This is a genomic window from uncultured Methanobrevibacter sp. (assembly GCF_902764455.1).
Lineage (GTDB): Archaea > Methanobacteriota > Methanobacteria > Methanobacteriales > Methanobacteriaceae > Methanocatella.
In genome coordinates this window covers 21525-33716 of record NZ_CACWVY010000010.1, presented here as the reverse complement: position 1 = coordinate 33716, position 12192 = coordinate 21525, and the positions used below count along the sequence as shown (strand labels likewise).

Annotated in this window: 12 protein-coding genes; 5 read left to right on the top strand and 7 right to left on the bottom strand. The window is 32.9% G+C overall.

What is annotated here, in order from left to right; all coding sequences use genetic code 11:
• Positions 1 to 6 precede the first annotated feature (6 nt).
• Positions 7 to 999, bottom strand: coding sequence for a ketol-acid reductoisomerase (gene ilvC, locus QZU75_RS03545; protein WP_296881577.1), 993 nt, complete (start codon positions 997 to 999; stop codon positions 7 to 9).
• 176 nt (positions 1000 to 1175) lie between these two features.
• Between ilvC and QZU75_RS03540 the strand changes: the two genes are divergently transcribed.
• Positions 1176 to 3350, top strand: a complete 2175-nt coding sequence (locus QZU75_RS03540; RefSeq protein ID WP_296881576.1) for a hypothetical protein — start codon at positions 1176 to 1178, stop codon at positions 3348 to 3350.
• 75 nt (positions 3351 to 3425) lie between these two features.
• On the opposite strand, the gene QZU75_RS03535 is transcribed toward QZU75_RS03540, so the two are convergent.
• Genes QZU75_RS03535 through QZU75_RS03525 form a run of 3 tightly spaced genes read right to left on the bottom strand, consistent with a single transcriptional unit; the run spans position 3426 to position 6137 of the window.
• Positions 3426 to 3953 carry a carbonic anhydrase gene (locus QZU75_RS03535; protein WP_296881575.1) on the bottom strand — a complete coding sequence of 176 codons (528 nt, stop codon included), beginning with the start codon at positions 3951 to 3953 and terminating at the stop codon, positions 3426 to 3428.
• Positions 3954 to 3956: 3 nt separating this feature from the next.
• Entirely contained in the window at positions 3957 to 4442 is a 486-nt protein-coding gene (gene ilvN, locus QZU75_RS03530) for an acetolactate synthase small subunit (RefSeq protein WP_296881574.1), read from the bottom strand.
• Complete coding sequence (locus QZU75_RS03525; RefSeq protein WP_296881573.1) at positions 4443 to 6137, bottom strand: acetolactate synthase large subunit; 1695 nt, start codon at positions 6135 to 6137, stop codon at positions 4443 to 4445.
• Between the two features lie 96 nt (positions 6138 to 6233).
• On the opposite strand from QZU75_RS03525, the gene QZU75_RS03520 reads away from it, so the two are divergent.
• Entirely contained in the window at positions 6234 to 6578 is a 345-nt protein-coding gene (locus QZU75_RS03520) for a DUF2085 domain-containing protein (RefSeq protein WP_296881572.1), read from the top strand.
• Complete coding sequence (locus QZU75_RS03515; protein ID WP_296881571.1) at positions 6556 to 6822, top strand: zinc ribbon domain-containing protein; 267 nt, start codon at positions 6556 to 6558, stop codon at positions 6820 to 6822. Before QZU75_RS03520 ends, QZU75_RS03515 begins: the two co-directional genes overlap by 23 nt.
• Here QZU75_RS03515 and argF read toward each other — a convergent pair.
• The 3 genes from argF to purD form a co-directional block, all read right to left on the bottom strand.
• Positions 6819 to 7727: an ornithine carbamoyltransferase gene (gene argF / locus QZU75_RS03510; RefSeq protein WP_296881570.1), complete on the bottom strand. Its 909-nt coding sequence runs from the start codon at positions 7725 to 7727 to the stop codon at positions 6819 to 6821. The genes QZU75_RS03515 and argF overlap by 4 nt on opposite strands.
• Before the next feature lie 60 nt (positions 7728 to 7787).
• On the bottom strand, positions 7788 to 8501 hold the full coding sequence (locus QZU75_RS03505) for a TMEM175 family protein (protein WP_296881569.1): 714 nt from the start codon (positions 8499 to 8501) through the stop codon (positions 7788 to 7790).
• A gap of 139 nt (positions 8502 to 8640) precedes the next feature.
• Positions 8641 to 9951: a phosphoribosylamine--glycine ligase gene (gene purD, locus QZU75_RS03500; RefSeq protein WP_296881568.1), complete on the bottom strand. Its 1311-nt coding sequence runs from the start codon at positions 9949 to 9951 to the stop codon at positions 8641 to 8643.
• A gap of 118 nt (positions 9952 to 10069) precedes the next feature.
• Here purD and QZU75_RS03495 point away from each other — a divergent pair, with 118 nt between their 5' ends.
• On the top strand, positions 10070 to 10681 hold the full coding sequence (locus QZU75_RS03495) for an Ig-like domain-containing protein (protein WP_296881567.1): 612 nt from the start codon (positions 10070 to 10072) through the stop codon (positions 10679 to 10681).
• A 95-nt stretch (positions 10682 to 10776) separates the two neighbouring features.
• The gene (locus QZU75_RS03490; protein ID WP_296881566.1) at positions 10777 to 12147 is read left to right on the top strand and encodes an MATE family efflux transporter; all 1371 of its coding nucleotides are present in this window, start codon (positions 10777 to 10779) and stop codon (positions 12145 to 12147) included.
• The last annotated feature ends 45 nt before the right edge of the window (positions 12148 to 12192 follow it).

Sequence of the window (12192 nt, the reverse complement as noted above, 5' to 3'; positions counted from 1 at the left end):
AGACGTTTAATCGTCTTTTTGTAATCCACAGGCTTTTCTAAGTCTTTCACCGACAATTTCAATATCTAATTGTTCTTCAGCTGCTCTCATTTCTTTTAAGTTAGCTCCGTCGGTAGCGTTTTCTTCAGCCCATTGTTTTTTGAAGGTTCCATCTTGGATTTCTTTTAAAGTTGCTTTCATAGCATCTTTAGCTTCATCACCGATGATTCTTTTTCCTCTGGTTAATCCACCATATTCTGCAGTGTTACTTACATCATGCCACATTCCAGCGAAACCTTTTTCATAGATTAAATCTACAATAAGTTTTACTTCGTGACAGGTTTCAAAGTAAGCGATTTCAGGTTGGTAACCTGCTTCAACCAAAGTAGTAAATCCTGCATTGATTAATTCAGTGATACCTCCACATAAAACTGTTTGTTCACCGAACAAGTCAGTTTCAGTTTCTTCTTTGAAAGTAGTTTCTAAAACACCAGCTTTGGTTAAACCACATGCTTTTGCCATACCTAATGCAAGTTGTAAAGCATCACCGGTTGCATCTTGTTGAACTGCTACTAAACCAGGAATACCGAATCCTTCTTCGTAAGTTCTTCTTACCATGGATCCAGGTCCTTTAGGTGCAAACATTACAACGTTTACATCTTCACCAGGTTTGATTAGTTCAAAGTGGATGTTATAACCGTGAGAGAATGAAATAGTATTTCCGGCTTCAACATATTCAGCAATCTGATTATTGTATACTTTTTCCTGAATTTCATCAGGCAGTAAAATATGAATTATATCAGCTTCTTTTGATGCATCTTCAATAGTTTTTACAGTCATACCGTCTTCTTTAGCTAAATTCCATGAGCTACCATTTTCTCTTAAACCAACAATAACGTTAGCTCCACTATCAGCCATATTTCTAGATTGTGCTCTTCCTTGAGAACCATAACCGATTACAGCAATGGTTTTTCCTTCAAGAGCATCTGTATTTACATCATCGTCGTAATACATTTTCATTTAAAATCATCTCTTTTAAATTTTGATAAAAATCAAGATATCTAATAAAATATCATTTAATAGATTTGACTTTTAATATTAATAAAAGTAACTTACAAAAAATGTTTAAATCAATACACCATATATAAATTAAAGGTGATATTATTAAAAAGAAATTTTTAAAATTAGCAATATTATTGTTTATTTTATTTTTATGCGCCGGAATAGTCTCTGCTCATGAAAATAATACAATATATAGCGAAGACAATCAGAATATTAAAGATTTGATAGATGATTGTGAAGACAATGGAATTGTAACTCTTGATGAAAAAACATATTATCTCAGCGGAGATAAAACCAGTATTGTCTTAAACAAATCTGTTACTGTTGAAGGCGTTGTGGATAAAACAATCATTGATGGAAAGGGCACATCATTAATTTTAGATGTCAATCAGACAAAAAGCAAAATTAATGACGGCAAACCTATAATAAGCTATTTACGTGAGGGATATAGCTTCAAATATCTGGGAAAAAATGTTACATTTAAAAATATTACATTTAAAGATGTGAAAATCACCACCTGGCATGAAATGACTTTTGAGAACTGCAAATTCATAAATTCGACATTTACAAGTTATGAATATCAGAATACATTTAAAAATTCCATTTTTAATAAATCTGAAATTGAAATAGTACTCTTTTATGGATATGGTGACATATACAAAGATTATTCAAAAATTATTAGCTGTAACTTATATGAATCACTAATCACATTCAAAAGAGAAAATACTCCAAACTATATCGAAATTATTGGAGGAGACCAGTTCCGCATTACAAATAGCTTAGATATAAAAAATTCAAATTTATGCAAATCAAATATCACATTATACCGTTATAATATCACTATAGATAATTCAAACTTTAATGATTCAAATATTTTAAGCAGTTCAAGCATTTACAACATTTCCAAAAGCAACTTCAACAATCAAAAAATCGAAGCAAGCTACTCAAAAATATCACTTTACAACTCAAATTTAACCAATCCCCAACTTTATTTCACAGCAGGTTATTTTTCCGACGGATGTAAAATAATAATGGACAATGTTCTTTTAAGCAATTGCACAATGGACGGTTCAATAACTTTCGGATCTAGAAAAGGAAGCTTAAAAATCAAAGATTCAATTGTAAATAATTCCACACTTTACACAGAATATTCAGATGTGTCAATAAATAATTCACTTTTCAATAAATCCTCAATCGAATTTTTCTTTGCAGATGCAAATATTACAAATTCCACATTTGCCAATGACGGAAATATCGAGGACACCATAAAAACCAGAAATTACAACGAAGAGCATACATTTGATGAGGACGGAACCCGCACAGCAAAGAAAGTGGAATGTCAGGTAAAAACCAATTATGTCTGTGATGAATTATACTTTGTAAACAGCACCGGAAAATATCTGATAAACTCAGAAGATATTAATAAAGACACCACTCATAAAATAATAATTAATAAAACAAGTATCTATTATTTCAATGATATATTGATAATTAAGCTTGAAAATTATATGGGAGAACCTGTTATAGGCCAAGAGATATTTATAGAGAATTTAAATGATGAATATCAGTACCCTGTACCTTCAGTTAAAACAGACAAAAACGGAATTGCTAAATATAATCTCAACATGCTTGGCAATGTTAGTCTAAAAATCTATTATATGACCCGAACAATCGGATATCATAATACTGACTATGGAATAATACTGAATCTGACAGTTAAACCAACAATATCCGATATTAAGATAAACAAAGTTAATTTCAACAAAAATGTATATTCAAAAATTAATGCCCGTCTGGAAATAAAAACTGTTTCAAAAATCAGTTCCAATTTAAAAGACATTAAATTTGCTTATAAAATATACACAAACGGTAAAACAAAAACATATTACTCAAAAACCAACTTTAAGGGAAAAACTACATTTAAACTGCCGAATACTCTTACAGCAGGCAAACATAAAATAGAAGTTAGACTGTTAAACACCAAAATCAAAAAGACACTGACCATAAAAATAGCAAAAGCAAAAACAATCGTTAAAGCCCCAAAAGTAACAAACAAGTTTAAAAAATCACAATACTTTAAAATCACTTTGAAAAATAAAGCAACCAAAAAGATTATTTCAAATGTTAAAGTTAAAATTAAAGTTTATAGTGGAAAAAAATATAAAACCTATACTGTTAAAACAAACAAGAAAGGAATAGCTAAAATAAACACCAATAAATTAAAAACAGGAAAACATAATGTTGTAATTTCATCCAAAAACAGCAATTATCTGATTTCAGCAAAAAGCATGATTACAATCCAAAAATAGCAATGTTAATGTAAACTACTGAATGTTTACATTAACTTAAATCGTTAATGTAAAAAAAAATAAGAAAATAGATGATTAGTAACCATCTACTAAAACTTTTAACTCACCAGTTACAATATCGATTATAAGACCGTGTACTGGTACATCTGGGATTAATGGGTGGTTTTTGATTTTTTCTACAACATCTTTGACGTTTTCTTCTTCGTCTTCAAATCCACCAATCCATTCAGCCAAATCATATTTTGCAATATCTTCTTCTGCAATGCCACGAGCGAGCATTTTTTCTTTTAAAGCATCAGCATCTGCACCAGCCATACCACATTCAGTGTGACCTACAACTAATACTTCTTCACAACCTAAATTGTAAAGAGCTGCACCTATAGATCTGATTGCATCTTCACCGACAATAGAGTTACCTGCGTTTCTAACGATTTTTGCATCCCCTCTTTCAAGACCTAATGCAGGTTCGAAAAAGTCGATTAATCTGCAGTCCATACAGGTTAGGATAGCTAACTTCTTTTGTGCGTGGTGAGACATTTCTTTGCCTTCAAAATTTTCAACAAACTTTTTATTATCTTCTAATACGTTTTCTAATATAGTCATTTTTTATACTCCCCTTGACATTGCTGTAAGACCAGTACGAGCAATTTTTTTAATTCCAAAAGGTTCTACTAAAGATATAAATGCATTAACTTTCTCTTTATCCCCAGTTAGCTCAACCATTAGTGTTTCTTCTGAAACGTCCAATATATGTGCTCTGAAAATATTTGAGTATTGCATGATCTCTGCTTTTGCCTGAGCATCAGGGACATAAACTTTAACAAGGCATAATTCCCTTTTAACAGCATTTTTAGTAATATCTTTAATCTTGATAACATCAATTAATTTATTTAATTGTTTTGTAACTTGTTCCAATCCATTTTCATCCGCATGGACTGTAATTACCATACGAGATAATCCTTCTACTTCAGAATTTCCAACGGTTATGCTGTCAATGTTGAAACCTCTTCTATTAAACATTCCAGCTACTTTTTGTAAAACCCCTGGTTTATCCTCAACTAATGTGGAAATAATATGATACCCTAATGGCATTTAAATCACATCCTTTTCAAGTTTATACTCACCAATCATCTCGTTTATTCCGGCTCCCGGAGGGAGCATAGGTAGAGCTTCTTGTGAATCGATTACAACATCCAATAAAATTGGTTCATTATCCTTAATTGCACTGCTTAAAGCTTCTTTAGTTTCACCAGGTTTTGTAATTCTAACTCCATTAACACCAAAACTTTCAGCTAACTTAACAAAGTCCGGACTATTGCCCAATAAAGTCTGTGAATGTCTTTTATTATACAATAAGCTTTGCCATTGATATACCATTCCTAAAGTTCTGTTTTCTAAAACAACTGCAATAACCGGTATATCATATTCACGGACTGTAGCCAGTTCCTGGCAAACCATTAAAAATCCTCCATCACCGTTGATGGATACAACCGGATCATCAGGACAAGCCACTTTTGCTCCAATAGCTGACGGGAATCCGAATCCCATTGTTCCAAGACCTCCTGATGAAATGAATTTACGAGGTCTTTGGGTGTCATAGAAATGAGCCGCCCACATCTGGTTTTGACCTACATCAGTTGTTAAAATAGATTCAGGAGTCAATACTTCTGAAATTTCTTTTATAACAGTTTGTGGCTTTAATGGAACATCATCATATGTAACTCTTGGAAGTAAATCCAGTTTTCTTTGTTTAATCATATCTGTCCATTTGTTAACATCATCAGACACTTTATATTCTTTTAAAACTTTATTTAATGAAGATAGAATATTTTTAGCATCACCTACAATCGGCAAATCAACTTCAACATTTTTGCCAATTTCGGCAGGATCAATATCAATGTGAATAATTTTTGTATCAGGAGCAAAACTATCTAATCTACCGGTAGTCCTATCTGAAAATCTTATACCAATAGCTATTAATAAATCGGCCTCATTAATTGAATCATTGGATACTTTTCTTCCATGCATACCAAGCATTCCTAATGCCAAATCATCAGTTTCATCAAATGCACCCTTACCTAAAAGTGAAGTCATTACCGGAGCGTTAATGGTATTTGCAAGTTGAGTTAATTCATCGCATGCATTGGATATAATTACACCTGCACCAGCAAGGATTAATGGCCTTTTTGACTCTTTAATTAAATCACGTGCTTTTTTAATTTGTCTGATATTTCCTTTAGTGGTCGGATTGTAACCAGGTGTATCTATTAATGTATCTACAAATTCTGACAATTCTCCTTCCTGAACTTCTTTTGGAACATCAATCAAAACCGGACCTGGCCTTCCACTTGCAGCTATTTCGAAACTGGATTTAATCATGGAAGGTATTAAATCTGGGTTTTTTGGCTGATAACTATGCTTAACAATTGGCATTGTAATTCCAACTATATCTGCTTCCTGAAAAGCATCATTTCCAATTAAATGAGTGGGAACTTGTCCAGTAATAGCAATAATTGGAGAAGAATCCATATAAGCTGTTGCAATACCTGTTACAAGGTTAGTTGCACCAGGACCTGAAGTAGCCAAACACACACCAACTTTGCCTGAAGCTCTTGCATAACCGTCTGCTGCATGAGCTGCGCATTGTTCGTGTCTAACTAATATATGATCCATATCCATATCATATAACATGTCATAGAATGGTATGGTCTGTCCACCAGGATAACCAAATATTGTATTTACTCCCATATTTTTAAGGGATTCAATTATCGCTTCTCCGCCTCTCATATTAAAACCTTTTTATATATTATACAATTACATATGAATACAAAAATATATATAATTATTGAAAAATAATTAATGTAGAAAACTTGTGTTGATAATATGGAACTGCCAAAATTAATTTGTCACAGAATACCTGAAAGAAGTTTTTTTATTAAAGGTCATCAGTTTCCAGTCTGTGCGAGATGTACCGGCTTTTATACTGGTTTAATTGTATTTTTAGTTTGGAATCGGTTTTATATTCACAATTATGACATTAACACATTGATAATATCAATGATTCTAATGACTCCAGTGGCAATTGATGGTTTAACACAATATTTCGGACCTAGAGAAAGTACAAATACACTGCGTTTCATCACAGGTTTTATTGGTGGAATTGGATTAATAATATTTTTAAGAATCATAATCAGAGGGATTTTAAATGTTTTGTTACAAATGTGGTGAAGACAACCCGGACGAAGCTAAATTTTGTAGAAATTGTGGAGCACCCTTAAAAGAAGAAGAAGTTGCAAAAAAAGTAGAAGTGATTGAAACTCCAACAAATTACCAGCAGAATAACTATCAGAACAGACAGCAGACTACAACAACCACTACTTCATCAAAAAGTGATGGCAATAGCTGGATTATATGCTGTTGTTTAGGTATAATTGTAATATTTATCATATCTGCATTATTCAGCAGATTCTAATCTTTCATATAATAATATAAAACAGCTTTTTGGGCGTGCATTCTGTTTTCGGCCTCATCATAAACTACAGATTGAGGTCCGTCAATTACATCTGCTGTAACTTCCTGACCCCTTACAGCAGGTAAACAGTGCAGAAATATAGCTCCGTCATTTGCCAAGCTCATTAAGTCTTGATTAACCTGGAATGGTGCAAAATCAGTTTTTCTTTGGGCAGTTTCTTTTTCATCACCCATACTTACCCAAACATCTGTAAATACTGCATCGACATTCTCTAATGCAACACCTATATCATCAGTAATGATAATTTCGGTATTGTTTTCTTCTGCATATTCTTTAGCTGTTTTTACTATTTTTTCTGAAGGTTCATATCCTTTAGGACATGCAAGAGACATGTCCATACCAAGTAATGGAGCTATTAATAAAAGGGAATTGGATACATTATTTCCATCACCGACAAAACAGATTTTTTTACCTTCCCAATCACCTAAATGTTCTTTGATTGTCAGCACGTCAGCCAGTGCCTGACAAGGATGTTCATAATCAGTCAAACCATTAATAACAGGAACATCAGAATGTTTAGCCAGCTCTTCAACATCTGAATGTTTTATTGCACGAATCATTATTCCATCAACGAACCGGCTTAAAACCTTTGCGGTATCTGAAATTGGTTCTCCCCTACCCATCTGCAAATCATTGGAAGATAAAAAGATTGCTCTTCCGCCTAACTGATACATTCCAACATCAAATGAAACTCTGGTTCTTGTTGATGACTTTTGGAATATCATTGCTAATGTTTTACCTTTTAGAGGTTTGTCTTCAATTTCCCCCGCTTTTATTTTGCTAGCCAAATCTAAAATGTATTTTACATCATCTTTGATGTCTGTAATTGACAATAAACTATCCATTATAATCCCCATTAAACAGTATAAAAAATCATATTTGTAAAAGATATATATTAAATGTTTCTATAATTTCATTTTATATCTTATATCTCTGATTGTTGAAATCACAGGCATCAGTAAAAACAAATATACGAAATTACCTGATACATTAAAGTCCAGGAGATTTACCATGACTGTAAAACCCATTAATATGTAAAAGGTATGATAAATATAATGTCTTTCATCATGAGATGGCATGTTTTTAAGAAAATCTCGTTGATATGCATAATAATACATTAACAAAAAGAATACAATTGTTAAAAATATATTCAAACCAAATAATACTTCGGATAGGAAGAAATAATGATACTTACCAATTAATGAAGTTGTAAAGGGGATGAATGAAATACTAATCAAAAACAATATGTTAATCCACAGATATGGAATATTTAATTTTTTGATTTTTATAAATTCATGGTGATAAATCCAAAATGAACTGATTAAAACAAAACTTACTATTGTAAGGCCAATAGTTGGTCTTAATGAGAAGATATAAGAAATAAAATCAGAATAATCGGTAATTAGAAATTCCGGAAGACCGATACCAAATACAAGCAATGTCATTACCATTCCAAAAATACCATCAGTCAAACCCATTAACCGACCAGGATCAATGTCAATATCGCTTTCCAGACTCCTTTTGAATCTGTCAAAAAAGCTTAATTTATTATATTTTCCGGCTTTTTTCCCATTTCGAATTTTTGAATCGTCATCAAGAAAAGAAGTAATATCATCCAACTCTTTAAGAGTTTTTTCATCATCAGTATTTTCTTTAATATTTTCAATTTTTTCATTAATATTTCTTTTTAATTCATCAATATCTTCAGAACATGCTTTTTAATTTAAATCACCGGATAAAAAAAAGAATAAAAGAAAGTTAGTTTAAAATTTCTTTCATATGTTCTACACGTTTGTTAACAAGTTCAGTTGTACCGACATCTCTTCTGTGGTAAACATTACCTTTAACAAACTCACATGCTTTTTCAGCTATTTTTTCAGCATCTTCGATAGATTCACCGCTGGCTACAATACCTAATGCCCTTGAACCGGACAGGTGAATTCCATCGTCTTCTTTGCTTACAGCAGCATAAAATACTTTTGCACCCATATCTTCAATAGCTTCTTCATCCACTTCAATGAGTTCTCCGGCATATTCTGTTTCAGGATATCCGTCTGGTACAATATATTTACATACGCTTGCTTTGTCTTCAAATTCCACTTTATCTAAGTTACCGTCAACAATAGCTTGGCACACATCAACCAACGGAGTTTTAAGCAGAGGTAAAACATTCATTGCTTCAGGATCTCCGAATCTTGCATTGTATTCAATGAGTTTAGGTCCGTCAGCTGTCAGCATGAACTGACCATATAAAATTCCTTTGTATGGTTCTGCTTCTTCGGCAATAGCTTTAATAGTTTCTTGCATGATTTCTACAGCTTTATCATAATCATCTTGGCTTAAAAATGGTAATAATCCTCCAACATCAGAGTAAGAACCCATTCCACCAGTAATTGCACCAACATCACCTTCAAAAGCATGAGGATGGTCTTGAGCTGCAGGCATAGGTGCCAAGTGTTCACCGTCACAAAATGCCTGGATGGTAAATTCTTCACCAATTAATCTTTCTTCGATGATAACTTGAGCAAATCCTCCCATTTCATTATCAATTACTTCACAGGAGTATTCTTTTGCTTCTTCATTATCTTTTAAATGGTCACCGACGATTTTAACTCCTTTTCCTCCTGTCAATCCAACAGGTTTTACTACAACATCCCTGTCAAATTCATCTAAAAATTTAGAAACATCTTCAGAGTTATCAAATACCTTATAAACAAGTGACCCTTCAATTTCATAGTCTTCAAAGAGTTTTCTCATAAAGGATTTGTCAGTTTCAATTCTTGCTGCACTTTGGGTTGGTCCAACACATTTTATTCCATTTTTTTGAAGTTCATCTACGATTCCTTTTCCAAGAGGAGCTTCAGGACCAATAAATGCTATGTCAATATCATTTTCAACAGCATATTCTGCAACTTTTTCAACTTCCCCTTCATCACCTTGCTTAAAATCAGCTATTTTAGACATTCCCGGATTGATTTTACTCATATAACAGTATAATTCAACATCATCCTTTAAACCATCAGCAATAGCATGTTCACGGGCACCAGTTCCAACAACTAAAACCTTCATAATAAATTCACCTTATTAAATAATATGTACCTAGAAATATTTAAAATTATATAGAAATTTGTATAAGTATAGAAATTTATATACTATTTCGTATAAAGTAAAAAGCATTGGTGATTTTATGAATAAGAATATTCTCATAGCACTTATAATTATTGTTTTAATTATACTTGGCGGATTAATGGTATTTTCCCATAATAATGTCAAATCTGATACTCAAATTAAGTTTTTAGGAAATAATACCATAAAAAGTGGAGATTCAGTGAATTTTGAACTTACAGATGCACAAGGCAAAGCGTTATCAGGTAAAGATGTCAGCATCAAATTTGAAAGTCCTCACGGAACCGAAAAATACACAATTAAAACAGACAGTCAAGGAAGAGGCAGTTTGGTTGTGAAAAATGAAACTGCAGGCCAATACAACATAACTGTAAGTTTTAACGGGGACGACAAATATAACAGCTGTTCAGCTGACAAAACAATTAACCTTATTGAGGGCACATCACAAAACGCTAATAATACTGCCAGTTATCAAAATTCAGGCTCCAATACAGCAAGTGATTCATCATCATCCGCATCCTCATCTTCATCTTCTTCAGGTTTAAGTTATGACAGCGAATTAAATGTCAATTACGATTCGGATGGAGTAATAGTTGGCGGACAAAATGACGGTTTGAGTTACGATTACATTAAAAATAACCAGCCAAATGTAGTTGACGGCAATTTAGAATGATTAATTGATATTCAATTAATCCTATTTTTTATTTTTTTAACTGATTTTTCAAAAACATTATATTAACACTTGAATTTATACAAGAGAGGCATAATATGGGAAAAACTGAAAATATTGAAATGATAACAGGAGATCCTAAAAAAGCCATCAACAAACTGTCATTTCCAATCATTGGAAGTATGTTTTTAATTTTAGTAAATAATATCATTGACAGTATTTGGGTAGCAGGACTAGGTGCAGACCCTTTGGCCGCTCTGGGATACATTACTCCACTTTTTATGATTTTAGTCGGATTTGGAAATGGAATAGGAGCAGGAGGCAACTCCCTAATTTCACGATACATCGGTGCAGAAGATAAGGCCTCAGCAAATAATGCCGCAATCCACAACCTCATTTTAAGCTTAATATTTTCATTAGTCGTCTCAGCAATCTTTCTGGCATTTATGAAGCCTATGCTCATTATGATGGGTGCAAGCAGTGTAATTAACTATGCAATGGACTATGGATTTATCATATTTGTTGGAACATTTGGACTTTTAATGCCCCCAATCGTAGGAGGAGCATTCAGAGCAGAGGGAGACATCAAAAGAGCAACAATACCAATAGCTCTGGCTGCAATAATCAACATGATTCTAGACCCAATATTCATCTATCTTTTAGGAATGGGAATAAAGGGAGCAGCATTGGCAACAGTACTGGGACCTCTTATAAGTTTACTTGTAATGCTTTACTGGATATTTGTCAAAAAGGACACATACCTTTCCTATAACCGTAAAGATTTCCACAATGACCTTGGAATGTATAAGGATATTTTAGTTGTAGGTATTCCGGCAAGCTTAGAACAGTTAGTGCTTTCAGTTTTAACAATATTTGTAAACTACATGCTTACAATAGTGTCAGGACCGGTATCAGTGGCCGTCTATACAGCCGGCTGGAGAATAATTAACATTGGAATGGTTCCGGCAATAGGGGTTGGAACTGCAGCAATTTCAGTTTCAGGAGTTGCATTCGGAGCAAAAAAATACGAAAACTTAAGAATAGTAGCAAGATATGCAGTTAAAGTAGCTCTGATAGCTTCAATAATCGTTTGCATAATATTATATGTCTTTTCAAATCAGATTGCACTTGCATTTTCATATTCCGAGTCCAGTTCACAACTGGCCCCATTAATTGCTAATTTCCTGCAGATAATGTGCTTATTCATATTATACGTTCCTTTTGGAGCAAGTGCGGGAAATGTGTTCCAGGGTGTTGGAAAAGGAACAATATCATTTTTCCTAACAGCATTCAGAGAATTCATACTTGTGTTAATTTTTGCATACCTTTTAGGATTTACATTCAATATGGGCGAATTCGGAATTTACTGCGGAATGCTTTTAGGCGGCGGAATCGGTTCTCTAATATGTTATGCATGTATTGAACTCTACATCAATAAATTAATAAAAAATCAGAAAAATGAAGTTTGATAGCTCATTCCAACATCTGCTTTCAGCTTTACCGTAAAAGACAAT

Excerpts from the sequence above, each read along its gene's own strand:
- ilvN (WP_296881574.1), bottom strand. The coding sequence starts at position 4,442 with ATGCCATTAGGGTATCATATTATTTCCACATTAGTTGAGGATAAACCA.
- QZU75_RS03520 (WP_296881572.1), top strand. The coding sequence starts at position 6,234 with ATGGAACTGCCAAAATTAATTTGTCACAGAATACCTGAAAGAAGTTTT.
- QZU75_RS03490 (WP_296881566.1), top strand. The coding sequence starts at position 10,777 with ATGGGAAAAACTGAAAATATTGAAATGATAACAGGAGATCCTAAAAAA.
- ilvC (WP_296881577.1), bottom strand. The coding sequence starts at position 999 with ATGAAAATGTATTACGACGATGATGTAAATACAGATGCTCTTGAAGGA.
- QZU75_RS03515 (WP_296881571.1), top strand. The coding sequence starts at position 6,556 with ATGTTTTGTTACAAATGTGGTGAAGACAACCCGGACGAAGCTAAATTT.
- QZU75_RS03525 (WP_296881573.1), bottom strand. The coding sequence starts at position 6,137 with ATGAGAGGCGGAGAAGCGATAATTGAATCCCTTAAAAATATGGGAGTA.
- argF (WP_296881570.1), bottom strand. The coding sequence starts at position 7,727 with ATGGATAGTTTATTGTCAATTACAGACATCAAAGATGATGTAAAATAC.
- QZU75_RS03535 (WP_296881575.1), bottom strand. The coding sequence starts at position 3,953 with ATGACTATATTAGAAAACGTATTAGAAGATAATAAAAAGTTTGTTGAA.
- QZU75_RS03495 (WP_296881567.1), top strand. The coding sequence starts at position 10,070 with ATGAATAAGAATATTCTCATAGCACTTATAATTATTGTTTTAATTATA.
- purD (WP_296881568.1), bottom strand. The coding sequence starts at position 9,951 with ATGAAGGTTTTAGTTGTTGGAACTGGTGCCCGTGAACATGCTATTGCT.